Source organism: Streptomyces sp. Je 1-79 (assembly GCF_025195125.1).
Lineage (GTDB): Bacteria > Actinomycetota > Actinomycetes > Streptomycetales > Streptomycetaceae > Streptomyces.
On record NZ_JAMGSL010000012.1, the window covers coordinates 222,381 to 243,836 of the forward strand.

Consider the following 21,456-nt stretch of genomic DNA (forward strand, 5'->3'; position numbering starts at 1 on the left):
GAGGCGTTACGCGCCGAGCAGCTTGCGTACGCGGTCGGCCCCGACCGCGAGGAGCAGCGTCGGCAGGCGGGGCCCGGTCTCACGGCTGACGAGCAGCTTGTAGAGCAGGGCGAAGAAGGCGCGCTGGGCGACCTTCAGCTCCGGGGTCGGCTTGGCCTCGGGGTCGAGACCGGCCATCACCTTCGGCACGCCGTAGACGAGCGTGGTCAGTCCGTCCAGGGACCAGTGGGTGTCCAGGCCCTCCAGGAGGAGGCGCAGGGACTCGCGGCCCTGGTCGTCGAGGGAGCCGAGGAGCTCGGCGTCCGGCTCGTCACGGACGACGGTGCGCTGGTCGGCCGGGACCTGGGTGGTGATCCAGTTCTCGGCGCGGTCCAGGCGCGGGCGGACCTCGTCCAGGCTGGTGACCGGGTTCTCCGGGTCGAGCTCGGTCAGGATCCGCAGGGTCTGCTCGTCGTGGCCGGCCGTGACGTCCATGACCGAGGCGAGGGTCCGGTACGGGAGCGGGCGCGGGGTGCGGGGCAACTCACCGGCGGCCGTGCGCGCGGCCCGGGCGTGGGCCGCGGCGTCGGCCGGCAGCACGGTGCCGTCGGCCACCTTGGCCTCCAGCTTGTCCCACTCGTCGTACAGCCGCTGGATCTCCTGGTCGAAGGCGATCTTGAAGGACTGGTTGGGCTTGCGGCGCGCGTACAGCCAGCGCAGCAGCGGCGCCTCCATGATCTTCAGCGCGTCGGCGGGCGTGGGCACGCCACCGCGCGACGAGGACATCTTGGCCATGCCGCTGATGCCGACGAAGGCGTACATGGGGCCGATCGGCTGGACGCCGTCGAAGATCTGGCGCACGATCTGGCCGCCGACGACGAACGACGAGCCGGGGGACGAGTGGTCCACGCCGGACGGCTCGAAGATGACGCCTTCGTACGCCCAGCGCATGGGCCAGTCGACCTTCCAGACCAGCTTGCCGCGGTTGAACTCGCTGAGCGCGACGGTCTCGGAGAAGCCGCACGCCGTGCAGGTGTAGGCGAGCTCGGTGGTCTCGTCGTCGTACGACGTGACGGTCGTCAGGTCCTTCTCGCACCGGCCGCAGTACGGCTTGTACGGGAAGTACCCGCCGGTGCCGCCGGAGCCGTCGTCCTCGGCGGCCGCGCCCGAGCCCTCCTCGGCCTCCAGCTCGGCCTCGTCGAGGGGCTTCTGCGACTGCTTCTTCGGCGCCTTCTTCGTCCGGTACTGGTCGAGGATCGCGTCGATGTCGCCGCGGTGCTTCATGGCGTGCAGGATCTGCGCGCGGTAGGTGCCCGCCGTGTACTGCTCCGTCTGGCTGATCGGGTCGTACTCGACGCCGAGCTCGGCGAGCGACTCGACCATGGCGGCCTTGAAGTGCTCGGCCCAGTTCGGGTGCGGCGAGCCGGCCGGGGCCGGGACGGAGGTCAGGGGCTTGCCGATGTGCTCGGCCCAGGACTCGTCGACGCCCGCCACGCCGTTCGGCACCTTGCGGTAGCGGTCGTAGTCGTCCCAGGAGATCAGGTGCCGGACCTCGTACCCACGGCGCCGGACCTCGTCGGCGACCAGGTGCGGGGTCATGACCTCGCGCAGGTTGCCCAGGTGGATGGGGCCGGAGGGGGAGAGTCCGGAGGCGACGACGACCGGTTTGCCAGGCGCACGTCGCTCCGACTCGGCGATGACCTCGTCCGCGAAACGGGAGACCCAGTCGGTCTCGGTGCTGCTCTGAGCCACGGTCGGTTCGTCCTTCTTCCTTGGTTCCCTCGAAAGCCTTGCAGCCTTACGCCAGTCATTCTCCCAGACGAAAGGGGTCGGTCCGAGGTTGTCCACAGGTGGAGAAAACACGTTGCCCGCCCGTGGGACACTTGACAAGCGATAAAGCCCACCACTGAACCACCGACAGGAACGGAAGCTCATGGCCTCGGTCCCTTCCCTCGCTTCGACCGTGCAGCAGCGTCTCGCGGAAGGTCTCTCGGCAGCCCTGCCGGAGGCCGGTTCCGCCGACCCGCTGCTGCGACGAAGCGACCGGGCCGACTTCCAGGCCAACGGCATCCTGGCTCTGGCCAAGAAGCTCAAGGGCAATCCGCGTGAGCTGGCGACGAAGGTCGTCGACGGGATCCCGGCGAACGACGTGCTGAAGGAGATCGAGGTCTCGGGCCCCGGCTTCCTGAACATCACGGTCACCGACGAGGCGATCGTCAGGACGCTCGCCGCGCGCGCCGCCGACGACCGCCTCGGTGTGCCGTTCGCCGAGAACGCGGGCACGACGGTGATCGACTACGCCCAGCCGAACGTGGCGAAGGAGATGCACGTCGGCCACCTGCGTTCCGCCGTGATCGGCGCCGCGATGGTCGAGATCCTGGAGTTCACGGGCGAGAAGGTGGTCCGCCGCCACCACATCGGCGACTGGGGCACCCAGTTCGGCATGCTCATCCAGTACCTGATCGAGCACCCGCACGAGCTGGACCACAAGTCCGAGGACGAGGTCTCCGGTGAGGAGGCCATGTCCAACCTGAACCGGCTGTACAAGGCCTCGCGCGCGCTGTTCGACTCCGACGAGGAGTTCAAGACCCGGGCGCGGGCGCGGGTCGTGGACCTCCAGGCCGGTGACGAGCAGACGCGTGCGCTGTGGCAGCGGTTCGTGGACGAGTCGAAGATCTACTTCTACTCGGTCTTCGACAAGCTCGACATGGCCATCGACGACCCGGACGTGGTCGGCGAGTCGGGCTACAACGACATGCTGGTGGAGACCTGCCGCATCCTCGAGGAGTCGGGCGTCGCGGTCCGTTCCAACGGCGCGCTGTGCGTGTTCTTCGACGACGTCAAGGGCCCCGACGGCAACCCGACCCCGCTGATCGTCCAGAAGTCCGACGGCGGTTTCGGCTACGCGGCGACCGACCTGTCCGCGATCCGGGACAGGGTGCAGAACCTGAAGGCGACGTCCCTGCTGTACGTGGTGGACGCCCGCCAGTCCCTGCACTTCAAGATGGTCTTCGAGACGGCCCGCCGCGCCGGCTGGCTGAACGACGAGGTCACGGCGGTCCAGCTGGCCTTCGGCACGGTGCTCGGCAAGGACGGGAAGCCGTTCAAGACCCGTGAGGGCGAGACCGTCAGGCTGGTGGACCTGCTGGACGAGGCCGTGGACCGGGCGACCGCCGTGGTCCGGGGCAAGGACGAGGATCGCGGCCTGCTCACCGAGCAGGAGATCGTCGAGAACGGCCAGTACGTCGGTATCGGCGCGGTCAAGTACGCCGACCTGTCGACGTCCGCGGCGCGGGACTACAAGTTCGACCTGGACCAGATGGTGTCGCTGAACGGCGAAACGTCGGTCTACCTCCAGTACGCGTACGCACGGATCAGGTCGATCTTCGGCAAGTCGGGCGAGCTCACCCCGGTCGCCCACCCGGAGCTGGAGCTGGCCCCGGCGGAGCGCGCGCTCGGTCTCCACCTGGACCAGTTCGGGGAGACCCTGGCCGAGGCCGCCAAGGAGTACGCCCCGCACAAGCTGGCCGCGTATCTGTACCAGCTGGCGTCGCTGTACACGACGTTCTACGACCAGTGCCCCGTCATCAGGCCTGCGCCGCCGAAGGAGATCGCGGAGAACCGGCTGTTCCTCTGCGACCTGACGGCCCGCACGCTCCACCAGGGCCTGGCCCTGCTGGGCATCCGGACGCCCGAGCGTCTCTGACGGGACACCGCGGCACGACGCGTCACAGCACGCGACGCCGCGGCACGACGAAGGCCCCGGCACCGTATCCGTACGGTGCCGGGGCTTCGCTCACTCCAGTACGGCCCACTCGCTCTTGTCGTACCAGTAGCCGTAGACCTTCTTGCCCTCCATGGCGCTGGTTCGGAAGGGCTTGCCCCCGTCGTCGATGACGATCTTCTCGTGCCGGTCGCCGTCGCTCCATTCCAGCTCCAGATACCAGGCGACGACATGCCCCTCGGTGTGCACGTCGAGGTTGAAGACCTGCGGGTCGCTCGTGGACACCTTGAACGGGAAGCCCTTGGCGGGCACCGTGCGGTCGCCGTCCTGGCCCGCGATGGGCTTGGCGGAGGGACGCGCCGCGTCGAGGTCGATGTCGAAGGTCTGCGGCGTCACGCCACCGCCGCAGCCCTCCCCCATGGAGTAGACCGTCCGGTCGAGGGGCTCGGCACGCTCCACCACCCGTACATGGAGGCCGGTGATGACCACGGCGGCGTCGGTGCGACCGGTGGCCGTGAGCTCCAGGTACATGTGACCGGCGTCGACCCCGTCGAACGGCGCCGCCCAGCGGCGGGACTCCTGCGGCGCGGGCGGCGGCGGGACCTGCTCGGGCCGCCGGTCGAGCAGGTAGTACTGCCCGCAGGGCCCCGACCAGTTGTACGAGCTGATGCCGGCGCGCAGGGGCGTTCCGGCCGCCCCGCCGCCGGGCGCCGCGGTCTCCTTCGTACGGCTCGGAGTCGCGGACCCGCCCGAGGGCTTGGCGGAGGCGGGGGGTGTGGAGGCGGACGGGGACGTGGTGGACGGCGAGCCGCTGGGAGACACGATCACACCGGGCACCTCGGAGGGACCGGCCGCGGCACGCCCGCCCTTGCTCCGGTCACCCGCGGGGTCTCCGGAAACCGACCGGCCGATGCCGTAGGCCAGGGGCACGGCGAGCGCGACGACGGCGGCCGCGGCGAGAACCATCCGCAGCCGCTTACGGGAGCGGGGGGCGGCGGGGGAGGACGCTCCGACGGTGACGACGGTCTCCGACCGGTCGGTGGGGCCCGTCTCCGACTCGACGGTCTCGGCGGGCTTGCCCGACTCGACGGTCTCTACGGGCTCGACGGGCTCCACCGCCGCAACAGCGGCCCCCTCAGAGGCTGAAGACACCGCAGGGACATCAGCCGCTCCATCAGCCACCACCGGAGCAGCCGGAGCAGCCGACTCCGGTACCGCTCGCCGCCTCCTGGCGTCGTCGGCCACGATCCAGCTGCGGTGCAGGGCGATCAGTTCCTCGCGCGTGGCCCCGCAGAGCCTCCCCAGCCGTTCGACGGGCGCGAACTCCGTGGGGACGGCGTCCCCGTTGCAGTACCGGTGCAGCGTCGACGTGCTCATGTGCAGCTTCTTGGCCAACGCCCCGTAGCTGAGCCCGGATCGCTCCTTCAGTCCGCGTACGAGCTCCGCGAAACCGTCCGTCTCCGTTGCCACCTGCCCCGTCCCCCTCGTCTCGCCGTCCCAGGAACGCGTTCCAGGGAAGGGTCGTTCCCCCAGGTCACGGTAGGTGCGTGCGTTCCAGCGTCCCCCATTGTCCCGTGCCGATTGCCGACGGACCGCCCGGGGCCGCAGGGTATGAGCCATGCCGAGCAGCCGAGCCACGGACGCCGTGGCCCTCGCGGTGCTGATCGCCTGCACCGTCATCGTCGTCGCGCTGATCAACCGTCACTGATCGGGCCATTCATCACACTTCACGGGGGAACACCCATGCGCATCACCACTCGCGTCACCACGACCGCCGCCACCGCCCTGCTCGCGGCGCTGTCGCTCACCGCCTGCCAGGGGAACGGCGGCGAGCCCGCCGCCTCCGCCCCTAAGCCGTCGACGGCGACGCCTTCGGCCAAGCAGGAACCGGCGGCGAAGCCGTCCGCCCAGCCGTCCACCGAGCGACCCTCGGGAGGCTCGTCCGCGAACGGGTCGTCCGGTCAGTCGTCGGAGCCGGGGGGAAAGCCCAAGGCCGGCGCGGAGGACGACGGCCCGGTCAGCACGCCCTGCACCGGCGCCACGACCAAGGTCGTCGTGAGCAAGGTGACCCGCCCCATCAACCACCTTCTCCTGACCGTGACCAACACCGGCAGCCGCGCCTGCAACGCCTACGGCGCGCCGTTCGTCGGTTTCGACGACGCCCAGGCGCCCATCGGCGTCTTCGACGAGTCCCGCCCGCAGGCCGTCGTCACCCTCTCCCCCGGCGAGTCCGCCTACGCCTCCGTCACGCTCTCCGGCGAGCGGGGCGGCGACCCCGAGGCGCACGGCCGGACCGTGCGGAAGGTGTCCGTCCACTTCGCCCCGGGCGACGGCTCGGGCGGCTCGGTGGGCAGCGGCGCGACGCTGGTGGCGCCGAGCGGCACGTACGCCGACGACGACGCCAGGGTCACGTACTGGCAGCGCGAGATGGACCAGGCGCTGACCTTCTGAGACCGCCGGTCAGCGGAGCGGGCGGGAGGTCCTTCCGGATACCTCGTCGATCTCGGTGTGTGCCTTCTGGAGCATCTGCGAGGCGAGATCCATGAGGGCGCGGGCGCCCGCGATCTCCTCGCCCACCCGTAGCTGCTCGGGGTCGGACGGGTGCCTGTGGGCGTTGCCCTGGGCTCGGAACTCGGTGCCGTCGCTGAGGCGCACCATGGCGGCCGCCCTCGTCCGGTCGCCGTCCTCCTGGAACTCCATCTCGATGTGCCATCCGACGAGCGTGTGCATCATGAGGACCACCTCCTGAGGTACTTCCAGGGTGCGCCGCCCGGGCCCTCCTTACCACCTCGGTCTGCTGACCGGCCTGCCCGGCCGGCGTCCCCAGCCGGGCGGTGAACCGGTCGGCTTTCCCCGACTTCCGGCCACATCCGAGGCGCAGGGCGTCAGCGGGGAACTCTTCGAGCCCCGTCGGGCTCTTCCGGACCGGCCGGTCGCCGCGGAACACGCGGCGGACGGCCTGTCGCGACCGGCCGAGGTGCTCACTGTGCGTCAAATGATTTGCGCGTTCGGTGGCGGCCCGGCAAACTGTTAGTCATGACTAACGAATTAGCTGGTGATGCGGGGCTCGTGGAGACCGACGCGCTCCCCGTCCTCGGACGGCCGGACGCCGGCCTCGTCATGATCTCCGAGTGGCGGACGGAGGACGCGGAGCGGCAGCGGACCGTGATGGACGGTGTGGTCGACGCCTGGGCGCGCGCCCGGCTGCCGGAGACCTTCCTCTCCCGCTACTGCCTGGCCGGCTCCGACGGCCGCACGATCCTCAACATCGCCCAGTGGGCGAGCCCCGAAGCCCATCTCGCCTTCGCCGCCGACCCCGCCGGCCGACGGGACATCGCCGACGCCGTCCAGGCGCTGATCACGGTCGGCCCGCCCGGCCGCTACCGCCACGAGCGCACGGTCGTCCTCCGGGACGCACCCGTCCGCAGCCTCGGCACGACCGCGGCGGAGGACGGCGTCGCCCAGTACTTCCACCGCGACGAGGACGGCAGACGCGTCCACGTCCTGACGGCACACGAAGACGACGGGGACGGGACCGTCCTGCGGTTCCGTCCCCATCGAGGACTCGTACGGACTGCCGCACGAGAAGCCGTACGAGATGCCGCACGGGAAGCCGTACGAGAAGCCGTCAGACCCCGCGGCTGAGCTTCTGGGCGACCTCGGTGGCCCAGTAGGTAAGGATCATCTGCGCACCCGCGCGCCTGATCCCCGTCAGCGTCTCGAAGATGGCCTTGTCGCGGTCGATCCAGCCCTTCTCGGCCGCGGCTTCGACCATCGCGTACTCACCACTGATCTGGTACGCGGCGACGGGCACGTCCACGGCCTCGGCGACCTTCGCCAGCACGTCCAGATAGGGACCCGCGGGCTTCACCATCACCATGTCGGCGCCCTCCTCCAGGTCCAGCGCCAGCTCCCGCAGCGACTCACGGAGGTTGGCCGGATCCTGCTGATACGTCTTGCGGTCGCCCCGCAGGGACGAGCCGACGGCCTCGCGGAAGGGGCCGTAGAAGGCGGAGGAGTACTTGGCGGTGTACGCGAGGATCGACACGTCCTCCTTGCCGATGGTGTCCAGCGCGTCGCGGATCACCCCGACCTGACCGTCCATCATCCCGGACGGCCCGACGACGTGGACGCCGGCGTCGGCCTGGACCTGGGCCATCTCGGCGTAGCGTTCCAGCGTGGCGTCGTTGTCGACGCGCCCGCTCTCGTCCAGGACGCCGCAGTGCCCGTGGTCGGTGTACTCGTCCAGGCACAGGTCCGACATGATGACGAGGTCGTCGCCGACCTCCGCCTTCACGTCCCTGATCGCGACCTGCAGGATCCCGTCCGGGTCCGTGCCAGCCGTCCCGGCGGCGTCCTTCTTCTCGTCCTCAGGCACACCGAAGAGCATGATCCCGGAGACCCCGGCCTCCAGCGCCTCCACGGCGGCCTTCCGCAGGGTGTCCCGCGAATGCTGCACCACACCGGGCATCGCCGTGATCGGCCGGGGCTCGCCGATCCCCTCGCGCACGAACGCGGGAAGGATCAGATCGGCCGGGCTCAGCCGCGTCTCGGCCACCATCCGCCGCATGGCAGGAGTCGTCCGCAGCCGCCGCGGCCGCGCCCCGGGAAAGGTTCCGTACGAGTTCATAGACCCGAGGCTACGCCCGCCCGGGCCATGCCTTTACCGACCTCCTGTGGGTATGCGCACGGGGTGCGGGACCCAGAGAAGGTCCCGCACCCCGTGCCCATGTCCACGTGCCGGTGGCTAGGTCGTCCGACGCCTCCGCGCCCCCGGCCGCCGCTCGCTCGGCCGCGTCACGGGGTCGCCCGCCTCCAGCGCCGCCGCCCGCCGCCGCAGACCGAAGTCCGCCAGCGCCTCCGCGAGCTTGTGCACCGACGGCTCGGGCGACAGGACGTCGACCCGCAGCCCGTGCTCCTCCGCCGTCTTCGCGGTCGCCGGACCGATACAGGCGATGACCGTCACGTTGTGCGGCTTCCCTGCGATCCCCACCAGGTTCCGTACCGTCGACGAAGACGTGAACAGCACCGCGTCGAAGCCACCGCCCTTGATCGCCTCGCGCGTGTCCGCCGGCGGCGGCGACGCGCGCACCGTCCGGTAGGCGGTGACGTCGTCGACCTCCCACCCGAGCTCGATCAGCCCCGCGACCAGCGTCTCCGTCGCGATGTCCGCCCGCGGCAGGAAGACGCGGTCGATCGGGTCGAAGACCGGGTCGTACGGCGGCCAGTCCTCCAGGAGACCCGCGGCCGACTGCTCACCGCTCGGCACCAGATCCGGCTTCACGCCGAAGTCGACCAGCGCCGCGGCCGTCTGCTCGCCCACCGCCGCGACCTTGATCCCGGCGAAGGCCCGGGCGTCGAGCCCGTACTCCTCGAACTTCTCCCGCACCGCCTTCACCGCGTTGACCGACGTGAAGGCGATCCACTCGTAGCGGCCGGTCACCAGACCCTTGACCGCACGCTCCATCTGCTGCGGCGTCCGCGGCGGCTCGACCGCGATCGTCGGCACCTCGTGCGGCACGGCACCGTAGCTGCGCAGCTGGTCGGAGAGCGACGCGGCCTGCTCCTTGGTGCGCGGCACGAGCACCCGCCAGCCGAAGAGCGGCTTGGACTCGAACCACGCCAGCTGGTCCCGCTGCGCCGGGGCGCTGCGCTCGCCGACCACGGCTATGACCGGACGGTGGCCCTCGGGCGAGGGGAGGATCTTCCCCTGCTTGAAGACCTGGGCGATGGTGCCGAGCGTCGCGGTCCAGGTCCGCTGCCGGGTCGTCGTGCCGCCGATGGTCACGGTGAGGGGGGTGTCCGGCTTACGGCCTGCCGCCACCAGTTCACCGGCCGCCGCCGCCACCGCGTCGAGCGTGGTGGAGACGACCACGGTGCCGTCCGAGGCGCCGACCTCGGTCCAGCAGCGGTCGTCGGCGGTACGGGCGTCGACGAAGCGCACATCGGTGCCCTGCGCGTCACGCAGCGGGACACCGGCGTACGCGGGCACGCCCACCGCCGTCGCCACACCGGGCACGACCTCGAAGGGAATGCCCTCGGATGCGCAGGCGAGCATCTCCTGACCTGCGTTTCCGTCGAGGCCGGGGTCGCCGGTCACCGCACGGACGACCCGCTTGCCGCCCCTCGCGGCCTCCATGACAAGATTGGTCGCATCCCTCAACACGGGGACACCGGCGGTTGTTGACGCCTCGTCAACGACCGTCAGCTCAGGCGTGCTCACGCCCGCGCGCGCATGGCACCGGACGACTTCGAGCACCTCCGGCTCGGCGATCAGTACGTCCGCGCCGGCGAGGGCTTCGACGGCCCGGAGCGTCAGCAGTCCGGGGTCGCCTGGGCCGGCGCCTAGGAAGGTGACGCTCCCGTGGCCGAAGAAGGCCGAGGGCGCGGGGCTGGTGGTCGGGCTGGTGGGGCTCAAAGTGCTCGCTCCCCCATAAGACCGGCCGCACCCTTGGCGAGCATCTCGTCCGCGAGTTCGCGTCCGAGCGCCATCGCCTCGTCGTGCGACGCGGGTACGGGACCGGTGGTGGACAGCTGCACCAGCGTCGAGCCGTCGGTGGTGCCGACGACGCCGCGCAGGCGCATTTCGGTGACAATCTGCCCGCGGCCGGAATCCTCGGCCAGCAGGTCGGCCAGCGCACCCACGGGTGCGGAGCAGCCGGCCTCCAGGGCGGCGAGCAGGGAGCGCTCGGCGGTCACGGCGGCCCGGGTGTGCGGGTCGTCGAGCTCGGCGAGCGCGGCGACGAGGTCGGCGTCGGACGCCAGACACTCGATCGCCAGTGCCCCCTGGCCGGGGGCGGGCAGGACGGAGTCGACCGACAGGTGGTCGAGCGACAGGGAGCCGGTGAGCTCCGCCGTCCCGCCGATGCGGTTGAGACCGGCCGCGGCGAGAACCACCGCGTCCAGCTCCCCGCTTCGTACGTAGCCGACGCGGGTGTCGATGTTCCCCCGGATCGGCACGGTCTGGATGGTCAGCCCGTGGCTGCGCGCGTACGCGTTGAGCTGGGCCGTCCTGCGCGGCGAACCGGTGCCGATCCGGGCGCCCTCGGGCAGCCGGTCGAGCGTCAGTCCCTCGCGGGCGACCAGCACGTCGCGCGGGTCCTCACGGTCCGGGATGGCGGCCAGCACCAGGTCCGGGTGCTGGGCGGTCGGCAGGTCCTTCAGGGAGTGGACGGCGAAGTCCACCTCGCCGGCCAGGAGCGCGTCGCGCAGGGCGGCGACGAACACGCCCGTGCCGCCGATCTGCGCGAGGTGCTCACGGGAGACGTCCCCGTACGTCGTGATCTCCACGAGCTCGACGGGCCGGCCGGTCATCCGCCGGACGGCGTCGGCCACGTGCCCGGACTGGGCCATGGCGAGCTTGCTGCGCCTGGTCCCGAGCCTCAGTGCCCTCTCGGTCATACTCGCCCTCGGTTCTTGACGTCGGCGTCATTCAGGTCGGCCCGGGAGACGGAGGCGACCGTCTCCGGGTCGAGGTCGAAGAGTGTCCGCAGCGCGTCGGCGTACCCGGCGCCGCCGGGCTCGCTGGCCAGCTGCTTGACCCGCACGGTGGGCGCGTGCAGGAGCTTGTCGACCACCCGGCGTACGGTCTGGGTGATCTCGGCGCGCTGCTTGTCGTCCAGGCCGGGCAGCCGGCCTTCGAGCCGGGCCACCTCGCCCGCGACGACATCGGCGGCCATGGTGCGCAGGGCGACCACGGTCGGGGTGATGTGCGCGGCGCGCTGGGCGGCGCCGAAGGCGGCCACCTCGTCGGAGACGATGGAGCGCACCTGGTCGACGTCGGCGGCCATCGGGGCGTCCGCGGAGGCCTCGGCGAGCGACTCGATGTCGACGAGCCGGACGCCCGGGATGCGGTGGGCGGCGGCGTCGATGTCGCGGGGCATGGCGAGGTCGAGCAGGGCGAGCGGGGCCGCACGGCCGGCCGTCGCGGTCTCGACGGCCTCGGCGGTCAGGACGAGTCCGGTGGCTCCGGTGCAGGACACGACGATGTCGGCACGTGTCAGTTCGTCGCCGACGGCAACCATCTCGACCGCGCGCGCGGCGACGCCCGTGCCGCCGGGCTCCGTGAGGATCTGGACCAGCCGCTCGGCCCGGGCGGCCGTACGGTTGGCGATCACGATCTCGCAGACGCCGGAGCGCGCGAGCGTGGCGGCGGCCAGCGAGGACATCGAGCCGGCGCCGATCACCAGGGCGCGCTTGCCCGCGGCCCAGGCGTTCACGTCCGCGCCGTCGGCGAGCTGCTCAAGACCGAAGGTGACGAGCGACTGCCCGGCCCGGTCGATCCCGGTCTCGCTGTGGGCGCGCTTGCCGACCCGCAGCGCCTGCTGGAACAGGTCGTTGAGGAGCCGGCCCGCGGTGTGCAGGTCCTGGCCGAGGGCGAGGGCGTCCTTGATCTGGCCGAGGATCTGGCCCTCGCCGACGACCATGGAGTCGAGCCCGCAGGCCACCGAGAAGAGGTGGTGGACGGCCCGGTCCTCGTAGTGCACGTAGAGATAAGGGGTGAGCTCCTCGAGCCCGACGCCGCTGTGCTGGGCCAGGAGCGTGGACAGCTCGGCGACACCGGCGTGGAACTTGTCCACGTCGGCGTAGAGCTCGATGCGGTTGCAGGTGGCCAGGACGGCACCCTCGGCGGCCGGTTCGGCGGCGAGGGTGTCCTGCAGCAGCTTGGCCTGGGTGTCCGTGGCGAGCGAGGCCCGCTCCAGGACGCTGACCGGGGCGCTGCGGTGGCTGAGGCCGACGACGAGGAGACTCATGCCGGCATCACGGCGGGGACGTCCCCGTCGGGTCCCTTGCGGCCGGTGCCCTTGGCCGGGGCCTCGCCCGCCGAGCCGAGGGGCACGGGCGGCGCCTGCACGGCGGCGGCCTCGGACTCGGCCTCCTCGCCGGCCTTGCGCTGCTCGTGGAAGGCGAGGATCTGCAGCTCGATGGAGAGGTCGACCTTGCGCACGTCCACGCCGTCGGGCACGGAGAGCACGGTCGGGGCGAAGTTCAGGATGGAGGTGACTCCGGCGGCCACGAGCCGGTCGCAGACCTGCTGGGCGACGCCGGCCGGGGTCGCGATGACGCCGATGGAGACGCCGTCCTCCTCGATGATCTTCTCGAGGTCGTCGCTGTGCTGGACGGGGATCCCGGCGACCGGCTTGCCGGTCATGGCGGGGTCGGCGTCGATCAGGGCGGCGACACGGAACCCACGGGAGGCGAAGCCGCCGTAGCCGGCGAGCGCGGCGCCGAGGTTACCGATACCGACGATGACGACGGGCCAGTCCTGCGTCAGACCGAGCTCACGGGAGATCTGGTAGACGAGGTACTCGACGTCGTAGCCGACGCCACGCGTACCGTACGAGCCCAGGTAGCTGAAGTCCTTGCGCAGCTTCGCGGAGTTGACGCCCGCGGCGGCCGCGAGCTCCTCGGAGGAGACCGTGGGTACGGAGCGCTCCGACAGTGCGGTGAGCGCACGCAGATACAGCGGAAGCCGGGCGACGGTGGCCTCGGGAATTCCTCGGCTACGGGTCGCCGGTCGGTGAGTTCGGCCAGTTGCCACGGTGCTCCTGCGGGATGAGCGGGGCTGCAGGCGGCCGTGTGTCCCAAGACCGCCCCGTCGAATGCAGGCTATGTCTTTGTGAACGCGTGCACAAAGATGGTGTCCGTTTTGTCCGGCCAAAGTGACCGGGGTCACGCGACTGGTTCGCGTCAGGACGGAACCAAGCAGCACGTCAGCCCGTTGGGAACCCGAAGGGGGCAAAACCGCACACTCTCCTCACGATCACGCCCCCGAAACCCAACAAAACGTCCACGATGGTAGCCGCCTTCCGTGTCAGCCACCCAGTTCGCGCCTCAGCCGCCCGGCGTCCACACGCCAGAACGTGTGCTGCTCGCCGTCGACCAGGACCACCGGGATCTGCTCCCAGTACGCCCGGTGGAGCTCCTCGTCCTGGGTGATGTCCTTCTCCTCCCAGCTCGCTCCGGTCTCGGCGCAGACCGCCTCGATCACGGCCCGGGCGTCGTCGCAGAGATGACAGCCCGGCTTGCCGATCAGCGTCACCGTCCGCGCCGCGGCGGGAGCGGCGGGCTCGTTCTTCTTCGCTCGTCCAAACATGCCGTCCATTCTGCGCCGCGCCACGCCGTGGCCCTTGCCTCCAGCTTGCCCCCAATGTCCGCTTAACAGGAGAGTCGCGGAGTGTTCACGCCTCGGCATCCCGACGGGTCGGGAAGTACCGAACAGACTGGCTATGCTCACGACATGGCCGCAATGGGATGGCTCACCCCCCGTAGGCGCTCCGCCACCGCGCGCAGCGTTCTGGCAGGCGAGGCCGCCGCGGAGGCGGCCCGCAAGACCTCGCAACAGCTCGAAATGGAACGGGAGACGGCCGCTCGCGCCGCGCCCGAGAAGCCCGCCGAGCCCGAGTTCCCCGTCGTGGGCGACGCCGAGGCCGCGGCCTTCTTCGACCTCGACAACACCGTGATGCAGGGCGCCGCGATCTTCCACTTCGGCCGCGGCCTGTACAAGCGGAAGTTCTTCCAGCGCCGCGAACTGGCCCGCTTCGCCTGGCAGCAGGCCTGGTTCCGGCTGGCCGGCGTCGAGGACCCGGAGCACATGCAGGACGCCCGCGACAGCGCCCTGTCCATCGTCAAGGGGCACCGCGTCTCCGAGCTGATGTCCATCGGCGAGGAGATCTACGACGAGTACATGGCCGACCGCATCTGGCCCGGCACCCGCGCGCTCGCCCAGGCGCACCTCGACGCCGGCCAGAAGGTCTGGCTCGTCACCGCCGCACCCGTGGAGACGGCGACGATCATCGCCCGGCGCCTCGGCCTGACCGGCGCGCTCGGCACGGTCGCCGAGTCCGTCGACGGCGTCTACACGGGCAAGCTGGTCGGCGAGCCTCTGCACGGCCCCGCCAAGGCGGAGGCCGTACGCGCGCTGGCCGCAGCCGAGGGCCTGGACCTGAACCGCTGCGCGGCCTACAGCGACTCGCACAACGACATCCCGATGCTCTCGCTGGTCGGCCATCCGTACGCCATCAACCCGGACACCAAGCTGCGCAAGCACGCGAAGGCGCGTGAGTGGCGGCTGCGCGACTACCGGACGGGCCGCAAGGCCGCCAAGGTCGGCATCCCGGCCGCCGCGGGCGTGGGCGCGCTTGCGGGCGGCACGGCCGCGGCCGTCGCCCTGCACCGCCGCCGCCGCTGACCCTGCACCGCCGCCGCCGCCCCTGCGGCGCGCCCCGGCGCGCCCGGCGCGTCGCACGCTGCCGATACGTTTCGGCTGCGATCGTCTGCGACAACCCGGGACCAACGCCCCTCACCCGTACGTGGTCGAACACGACCGCACAGGTCGACCCGCGGGCATTCGCGGCTCCCTACCCAGCAGCGGGCCAGATCACTCCCCGCCAGGGCACTCGGGCACAACAGAGCGTGCGCGCAGTCACACTCGGAAGCAATCCGATCAACAACTGGTCACGAACTGCGACTGATCCAGTCCGCAACCAGTAACCGATACGACGTAATCGATGATTTGAGCAACTGGGTGTAGCGCTGCCTGTACGAAGCGTTATTCTCCTCAGACGCACAAGGGAACCCACACGTCGCCACGGCGAGTGAACGGTCCCGCACTGCACGTGATGGAAGCTCTGCCTCTGGGAGTCCCGTGTACCCACACGTCGGGGTTGACGCCTCGGGCCTGGCTACGCTGCGCGCAACGGTCCTCGACCACTTGCGCGGCTTCGTCCCCACCGCGTACGCCGGCCCTGTCCCCGCCTTTGCCTTCGCCGCACCGGCACCCGCCGGTCCCTGCTATGCCCTCGCCGAGAGCGGAGCCGCTGTCGGCAGACGGGGCAGCCGCGGCGGCACCGGAACCTCGACCGCCGCCCGCCGCCCCACCGCCGACAGCGACAGCGCCCGCATGATGGACCTCGTCGAGCGCGCCCAGGCCGGTGAGGCCGAGGCCTTCGGCCGCCTGTACGACCAGTACAGCGACACCGTCTACCGCTACATCTACTACCGCGTCGGCGGAAAGGCGACGGCGGAGGACCTCACCAGTGAGACGTTCCTGCGCGCCCTGCGCCGGATCTCCACCTTCACCTGGCAGGGCCGCGACTTCGGCGCCTGGCTGGTCACCATCGCCCGCAACCTGGTCGCCGACCACTTCAAGTCCAGCCGCTTCCGGCTGGAGGTGACCACCGGAGAGATGCTCGACGCCAACGAGGTCGAGCGCAGCCCCGAGGACTCCGTCCTGGAGTCCCTCTCCAACGCCGCCCTGCTCGACGCCGTCCGCCGGCTCAACCCCCAGCAGCAGGAGTGCGTGACCCTGCGCTTCCTGCAGGGCCTCTCGGTCGCCGAGACGGCCCGGGTCATGGGCAAGAACGAAGGCGCGATCAAGACCCTCCAGTACCGGGCCGTGCGCACCCTCGCACGCCTGCTGCCGGACGACGCCCGCTGACCGCTGCGCACCCCCCACACGCGCCCCCCACCCACCGCGCCGCGCCCGCTCCCCCCACGCCCCCCGACCCCCGTCCAACTCACAGTCGGTGACGCCTCGATGACGCACTGGTCCGATCATCTTTCGCGCGTAACCCAAGTGCCGCGCCGCTCGTTGTGCGGGATGCAGGCTCCCTGTGGTCACGCCATGCCCGCAGCCACTCACTCTTTCGTGTGGATGCGTTCAAGGTGTGCAACCTTCCGGACACCCCGGGGAGTCGACCGTCATGACGAGAGGAGGTGCCGCCAGTGATCGCGAACGTATCGGCGCACCGGCGGGCGAACGCCTTCGCCCAGGCCCTGGATGACCGGACGCCCGACGACGCGACGGCCGAGCAGCCCGAGGCGACGGCCGAACCGGCCGAACAGGGGCGGCTGTTGGCCCTGGCGAACGGCCTCGGCGAGCTACCGAAGCCGGAGATGGACCCCGAGGTCAAGGTGGTGCAACGAGCACAGCTCGTCGCCGCCATGGAAGCGATGCTCTTGGAGGGGAGCGCGGCAGCGGGCCCTACGGTGCCGGAGCAACGGACATCGAGCGGACGGGGAGCCCACCGGGCCTCCCCGCTCCGGAAACTGCGCCCGCGCTCCCGCTGGACGAAGGGGCTCGCCGCCGGCGGCCTCACGGTCGGTGTGGCCGCAGGCGCTTTCAGCGGCGTGGCCGCTGCCAGCTCCGACGCCCTCCCCGGTGACTCGCTCTACGGGCTGAAGCGCGGCATGGAAGACATCAAGCGCGGCATGGCCGACGACGACTCCGAGCGGGGCGGGATCTTCCTCGACCAGGCGTCCACCCGGCTCAGCGAGGCGCGCAGACTCATGGAGCGAGGCCGCGCGGGCGACCTCGACCACGAGTCCCTCGGCGAGATCCGGCGCGTCCTCGGCGGCATGAAGCACGACGCCTCCGAAGGCCACCGGCTGCTCCGCCAGGCGTACGAACGGGACGGCGAGATCGGCCCGATGGCCCGGCTGAACTCGTTCGCACAGGCCCACCGCTCCACCTGGAACGGCCTGCGCGACCGGCTCCCCGTCCAGCTCAGCGACGTCGGCAAGGAGGTGAACGACGTCTTCGTCGCCATAGACGAAGAGGTCGAGCCGCTCCAGAGCATGCTCCCCCGCACTCCGGAGAAGGGCGCCGTCGAGAGCGGCGGCGCCGGCACCCCGCAGGACACCCCGCGTACGCACACCCAGCGCCCGCCGTCCTCCCCCGCCGCCCCCTCCACGGGCGGCGAAGGCTCCACCCGGCCCCAGCCCTCGGGCTCCGGCACGGGCTCCCCGGAGGACGACGGCCTGCTCGGTGGGAACACGGGCGGCCTGCTCGACAACGCACCGACGGGGGCACTCCCGACACCGTCGGGCAGCCAGACGGCCCCGGAGATGCCGGACGTCACCCTCCCGCCGCTGCTGCCGGGCCTGCTCCCCGGCCTCGGCATCGACAGCGAGGACGCCCCGTAGGACGACCAGTGGGGCGCCCCCTCTCAGGAGGGGGCGCCCCACTGTCGTACCACCGGCCGATCAGAAGAACACGGACCTGCGCTGCACCAGCAGCTTGTAGAGGGTGTGCTGGATCTGCTCACGCACCTGGTCCGTCAGGTTGAACATCAGCATCGGGTCCTCCGCCGCCTCCGGCGGATAGCCGTCCGTCGCGATCGGCTCGCCGAACTGGATCGTCCACTTCGTCGGCAGCGGCACCGCGCCCAGCGGCCCCAGCCAGGGGAACGTCGGCGTGATCGGGAAGTACGGAACACCGAGCACCCGCGCCAGCGTCTTGGCGTTGCCGATCATCGGGTAGATCTCCTCGGCCCCCACGATCGAGCACGGCACGATCGGCGCCCCGGCCCGCAGCGCCGTCGACACGAACCCGCCCCGGCCGAAACGCTGGAGCTTGTACCGCTCGCTGAACGGCTTCCCGATGCCCTTGAAGCCCTCCGGCATCACACCGACGATCTCGCCGGCCCTCAGCAGCCGCTCCGCGTCCTCCGCGCACGCCAGCGTGTGCCCGGCCTTGCGGGCCAACTCGTTGACGACCGGCAGCATGAAGACCAGATCCGCGGCGAGCAGCCGCAGATGACGGCCCGCCGGATGGTTGTCGTGCACGGCGACCTGCATCATCAGACCGTCCAGCGGCAGCGTCCCGGAGTGGTTCGCCACGACCAGGGCACCGCCCTCGGCGGGGATGTTCTCCACGCCCTTCACGTCCACCCGGAAGTACTTCTCCGCGAGCGGCCGCACCAGCGACATCAGGACCTGGTCGGTGAGCTCCTTGTCGTAACCGAACTCGTCGACCTCGTACTCACCGGTCACCCGCCGCCGCAGGAACGCCAGCCCGCCCGCGAGCCGCCGCTCCCACCCGCCCCGGCGCCCCCCGGCCTCCGGAGCGCCGCCCGGGCCGTCCTCCGCGCCGTCCACGGCCTTCAGGGCCTCGGCGCTCCCCAGGGGCTCCACCGGCACGGCCGGCCACGGAGCCTCCTCGTGCCCCTGTTGACCCGGCAGAGCCCTTACGGCACCGTCCCGGGCCGCCCTCCCGGGCCGCCGGCGCGCCCGTGAGCGGTCGTCGTCGAACGGAATGACCTTGGCGTCCGCCATCGTTACCTGGGCTCCTTCTGATCCAGCCGGGCCGCGACCCGGTCCACGGCCCCCGCGAGCGTCTCCGGCGCCAGCAGCCCCGGTCCACGGCTGCGGACGAAGTCCGCGAAGGTCTCGGCCGTCGTGTACCGAGGGGTGAAGCCGAGCGTCTCGCGCATCTGGACCGTGGAGACGACCCGGCCGTGGGTGAGGAGCCGGATCTGCTCGGGCGAGAAGTCGGTGACACCCACCGTCCGCAGCGCCGAACCCACCCAGGTGACCGCGGGCAGCAGCACCGGCACGGTGGGCCGCCCCAGCCGCCGCGCGCACTGCGAGAGCAGCAGCACGCCGTCCCCTGCCACGTTGAACGTGCCGCTGTTCAGCGTCGCCCGGCGCGGCTCGCCCGAAGCGAGCTCCAGGACGTCGACGACATCGTCCTCGTGCACGAACTGCAGCCTCGGGTCGTAGCCGAAGACGGTCGGCATGACCGGCAGCGACAGATACTCGGCGAGCGGGGAGTCCGCCCGCGGCCCGAGGATGTTCGCGAACCGCAGCACGCACACGGCCACGTCCGGACGGCGACGCGCGAAGCCCCGTACGTACCCCTCGACCTCCACGGCGTCCTTGGCGAAACCGCCGCTCGGCAGCGACTTCGGCGGGGTGGTCTCGGTGAAGACGGCCGGGTCGCGGGGCGCGGAGCCGTAGACGCTCGTACTGGACTTGATCACAAGCCGCCGGATCCGCGGCGATTTCTGGCAGGCACCGAGCAGCTGCATGGTGCCGATGACGTTGGTCTCCTTGGTGGACGCACGGCCGCCGGCGCCCAGCGCGATCCCCGTCACGTCCATGTGGACGACCGTGTCCACCTCGTGCTCCGCGAGCACCTTGGCGATGGCGGGCTGGCGGATGTCCGCCCGTACGAAGTCGGCCCCTCCGAGGTCGTGCGCCGGCGGAACCGCGTCCACCGCGACCACTCTGTCCACGTCGGGATCCCGCTGGAGACGCCGTACGAATCGGCCTCCGAGATGCCGGGCCGCACCGGTGACGAGCACGACCTTGCCCAAGATCAGCGCCTTCCGTCGCTCTCGGCCCCGGGTTCTCCCGCAGGGCCCTGTGCGCCACCGTAGCGCCTTGTCGTTGCCATGCGATGACCGCCGTGGGCAACCGGGTGGAACCCGGCCGAGAAAAGCGTGGCCCCTCACCGATTTCGGTGAGGGGCCACGCTCGACGCACAAACAGCCGTCGTTACAGCCGTCGCTTACTTCTTGTTGCGACGCTGAACGCGGGTGCGCTTGAGCAGCTTGCGGTGCTTCTTCTTGGCCATCCGCTTGCGCCGCTTCTTGATAACAGAGCCCACGACTACCCTCGCTCACTTCTTCTCACTCGGTGCGGGGCGTCTGGGCCCACACGACCTACGTCGGCCTAGCCTACCGGCCAGAGCGCCGCAGTTGTAATCCGAGGGGTGCCGGGCTCCCGGCTAGGCCGTCTCCACCCCCACAAAAGACTCCCTGAGGTACTCGTGAACCGCCTGTTCCGGGACCCGGAAGGACCTCCCCACCCGAATCGCCGGCAGATGACCGCTGTGCACCAAGCGGTACACGGTCATCTTCGACACTCGCATCACCGAGGCGACTTCCGCCACGGTCAGAAACTTGACCTCGTTCAGAGGCCGATCGCCAGCAGCCATGTCCCACCTGTACCTTCCGCACACGACGCCCACCGGCTTCCCCTCCGGTGACCCTGCGTCGCTGTGCGCTCACGCTCCAGACTAGGGGCGTGTGGTACGAGTGGGGAAGAGGAGCAGCCATCGGCCGTTTACCGTGACAGACACGCTCGATTGAGTACATAGCGAGTAAGCGGGCGGTAGTAGTCCGACCGCACCCCATCATCAAGCGGGACGACCACGGAGACCTGACCCTCCGCCTCTCCGACGAACAGCGCGGGATCGTCCGTATCGGCCAGGCCGATGGCCTCGATACCCAGCTGACCTGCCCCGCAGACCCAGCCGTGGTCCCCCACGACAAGTTCCGGAAGCGGCCAGCCGCCCTCCACGACCCCCTCCAGAGCGGCCCTGACCGGCAGCGGCGAGTGGGTGTGCGCCCCCGTCTCACGCCCCGTTCCCGGCAGACCCGGTTCTCGCACCAACGCGACACCCCGCGCGTAGTCGAGGAGGTACGTGCGTAGACCGAACCGGGTCGTTATGTCGACACATCGCCCCTGCGCGGGTGTGAGAACAAGACATCCCCTCGCCGACAAGGCGTCTGCGAGCTCTGCGTAGAAGCCGAGCAGACGATGCGGATGACCGGTCCCGAACAGCACCGGAGCCCGCCGCCCCGCGACCTCGCCGAGCCGCTCGGCGAACGCGTCCAGCGCGCTCAACGTCCGCTCAGGATCGATGACATCGGGCCCCGAGCGGTGCGTGGGGTCCCCCGACACCCCGCACTTGTCCGCCATCAGCCGCAGCAAGTCGCCCTCGCCCCAACCCCATTCGGGGTCGAGACCCAGCATCACCCGCGGATCCCGCGCCGCGAAGAGCCGATAGCTCCGCAGGCTCTCCTCCCGCGAGGTCGCCACGGTCCCAGCCAACCCCGCCGCCAACAAATGCGCCCGCAGCGCACCGGTACTCAGCACCTCTCGATGCTCCCGGACGGAGGGTGCCGAGGGGCCGAAACCCTTGGGAGACCCCACAGTCGGCGTAACCCACGACAGGGCCTAGG

At 70.9% G+C, this 21,456-nt stretch carries 20 protein-coding genes; 6 read left to right on the forward strand and 14 right to left on the reverse strand.

The features are described from left to right. Positions 1 to 6 precede the first annotated feature (6 nt). Entirely contained in the window at positions 7 to 1,731 is a 1,725-nt protein-coding gene (gene lysS, locus M5362_RS25115; protein ID WP_260229998.1) for a lysine--tRNA ligase, read from the reverse strand. A gap of 181 nt (positions 1,732 to 1,912) precedes the next feature. Between lysS and argS the strand changes: the two genes are divergently transcribed. Next, complete coding sequence (gene argS / locus M5362_RS25120; RefSeq protein ID WP_260229999.1) at positions 1,913 to 3,685, forward strand: arginine--tRNA ligase; 1,773 nt, start codon at positions 1,913 to 1,915, stop codon at positions 3,683 to 3,685. Between the two features lie 90 nt (positions 3,686 to 3,775). Here the strand turns inward: argS and M5362_RS25125 are convergent, their stop codons facing one another. Then, positions 3,776 to 5,173 carry a helix-turn-helix transcriptional regulator gene (locus M5362_RS25125; protein WP_260230000.1) on the reverse strand — a complete coding sequence of 466 codons (1,398 nt, stop codon included), beginning with the start codon at positions 5,171 to 5,173 and terminating at the stop codon, positions 3,776 to 3,778. A gap of 273 nt (positions 5,174 to 5,446) precedes the next feature. Between M5362_RS25125 and M5362_RS25130 the strand changes: the two genes are divergently transcribed. Further along, positions 5,447 to 6,154: a DUF4232 domain-containing protein gene (locus M5362_RS25130; protein WP_260230001.1), complete on the forward strand. Its 708-nt coding sequence runs from the start codon at positions 5,447 to 5,449 to the stop codon at positions 6,152 to 6,154. Between the two features lie 9 nt (positions 6,155 to 6,163). Here M5362_RS25130 and M5362_RS25135 read toward each other — a convergent pair whose 3' ends face one another. Next, the gene (locus M5362_RS25135; protein ID WP_260230028.1) at positions 6,164 to 6,433 is read right to left on the reverse strand and encodes a DUF1876 domain-containing protein; all 270 of its coding nucleotides are present in this window, start codon (positions 6,431 to 6,433) and stop codon (positions 6,164 to 6,166) included. A 306-nt stretch (positions 6,434 to 6,739) separates the two neighbouring features. Here M5362_RS25135 and M5362_RS25140 point away from each other — a divergent pair, with 306 nt between their 5' ends. Further along, positions 6,740 to 7,348, forward strand: a complete 609-nt coding sequence (locus tag M5362_RS25140) for a hypothetical protein (protein ID WP_260230002.1) — start codon at positions 6,740 to 6,742, stop codon at positions 7,346 to 7,348. On the opposite strand, the gene hemB is transcribed toward M5362_RS25140, so the two are convergent. From hemB to M5362_RS25170, 6 genes are all read right to left on the reverse strand, one after another. After that, a complete protein-coding gene (gene hemB, locus M5362_RS25145; protein ID WP_260230003.1) occupies positions 7,332 to 8,333 on the reverse strand; it encodes a porphobilinogen synthase in 1,002 nt (333 codons plus the stop codon). The genes M5362_RS25140 and hemB overlap by 17 nt on opposite strands. Positions 8,334 to 8,450: 117 nt before the next feature. Further along, positions 8,451 to 10,121, reverse strand: a complete 1,671-nt coding sequence (locus M5362_RS25150) for a bifunctional uroporphyrinogen-III C-methyltransferase/uroporphyrinogen-III synthase (protein ID WP_260230004.1) — start codon at positions 10,119 to 10,121, stop codon at positions 8,451 to 8,453. Next, positions 10,118 to 11,104, reverse strand: coding sequence for a hydroxymethylbilane synthase (hemC, locus tag M5362_RS25155; protein ID WP_260230005.1), 987 nt, complete (start codon positions 11,102 to 11,104; stop codon positions 10,118 to 10,120). Before hemC ends, M5362_RS25150 begins: the two co-directional genes overlap by 4 nt. After that, positions 11,101 to 12,456 carry a glutamyl-tRNA reductase gene (locus M5362_RS25160; protein ID WP_260230006.1) on the reverse strand — a complete coding sequence of 452 codons (1,356 nt, stop codon included), beginning with the start codon at positions 12,454 to 12,456 and terminating at the stop codon, positions 11,101 to 11,103. Before M5362_RS25160 ends, hemC begins: the two co-directional genes overlap by 4 nt. Then, positions 12,453 to 13,244, reverse strand: coding sequence for a redox-sensing transcriptional repressor Rex (locus M5362_RS25165; protein ID WP_260230007.1), 792 nt, complete (start codon positions 13,242 to 13,244; stop codon positions 12,453 to 12,455). The genes M5362_RS25160 and M5362_RS25165 overlap by 4 nt, the downstream gene beginning before the upstream one ends. A 273-nt stretch (positions 13,245 to 13,517) precedes the next feature. Further along, positions 13,518 to 13,808, reverse strand: a complete 291-nt coding sequence (locus M5362_RS25170) for a glutaredoxin family protein (RefSeq protein WP_374214523.1) — start codon at positions 13,806 to 13,808, stop codon at positions 13,518 to 13,520. Positions 13,809 to 13,943: 135 nt separating this feature from the next. Here M5362_RS25170 and M5362_RS25175 point away from each other — a divergent pair, with 135 nt between their 5' ends. The 3 genes from M5362_RS25175 (at position 13,944) to M5362_RS25185 (ending at position 17,629) form a co-directional block, all read left to right on the forward strand. Continuing rightward, positions 13,944 to 14,894, forward strand: a complete 951-nt coding sequence (locus M5362_RS25175; RefSeq protein WP_260230009.1) for an HAD family phosphatase — start codon at positions 13,944 to 13,946, stop codon at positions 14,892 to 14,894. Positions 14,895 to 15,350: 456 nt separating this feature from the next. Continuing rightward, complete coding sequence (locus M5362_RS25180; protein WP_137988687.1) at positions 15,351 to 16,142, forward strand: ECF subfamily RNA polymerase sigma factor, BldN family; 792 nt, start codon at positions 15,351 to 15,353, stop codon at positions 16,140 to 16,142. 287 nt (positions 16,143 to 16,429) lie between these two features. Then, positions 16,430 to 17,629 (forward strand): DUF5667 domain-containing protein, encoded by a 1,200-nt coding sequence (locus M5362_RS25185; protein ID WP_260230010.1) that lies wholly within the window; start codon positions 16,430 to 16,432, stop codon positions 17,627 to 17,629. A gap of 60 nt (positions 17,630 to 17,689) precedes the next feature. Here M5362_RS25185 and M5362_RS25190 read toward each other — a convergent pair whose 3' ends face one another. The 5 genes from M5362_RS25190 to M5362_RS25210 all read right to left on the reverse strand — a co-directional run bounded on the left by M5362_RS25190 (position 17,690) and on the right by M5362_RS25210 (position 21,370). Beyond that, a complete protein-coding gene (locus M5362_RS25190) occupies positions 17,690 to 18,760 on the reverse strand; it encodes a lysophospholipid acyltransferase family protein (protein ID WP_260230011.1) in 1,071 nt (356 codons plus the stop codon). A gap of 2 nt (positions 18,761 to 18,762) precedes the next feature. Next, positions 18,763 to 19,803 (reverse strand): NAD-dependent epimerase/dehydratase family protein, encoded by a 1,041-nt coding sequence (locus M5362_RS25195; RefSeq protein ID WP_260230012.1) that lies wholly within the window; start codon positions 19,801 to 19,803, stop codon positions 18,763 to 18,765. Positions 19,804 to 19,997: 194 nt separating this feature from the next. Then, on the reverse strand, positions 19,998 to 20,096 hold the full coding sequence (locus M5362_RS25200; RefSeq protein ID WP_003948845.1) for a 30S ribosomal protein bS22: 99 nt from the start codon (positions 20,094 to 20,096) through the stop codon (positions 19,998 to 20,000). Positions 20,097 to 20,216: 120 nt separating this feature from the next. Continuing rightward, a complete protein-coding gene (locus M5362_RS25205) occupies positions 20,217 to 20,426 on the reverse strand; it encodes a helix-turn-helix domain-containing protein (RefSeq protein ID WP_158988220.1) in 210 nt (69 codons plus the stop codon). Positions 20,427 to 20,554: 128 nt separating this feature from the next. Continuing rightward, positions 20,555 to 21,370: a phosphatase gene (locus tag M5362_RS25210; protein WP_260230013.1), complete on the reverse strand. Its 816-nt coding sequence runs from the start codon at positions 21,368 to 21,370 to the stop codon at positions 20,555 to 20,557. Between the last annotated feature and the right edge of the window lie 86 nt (positions 21,371 to 21,456).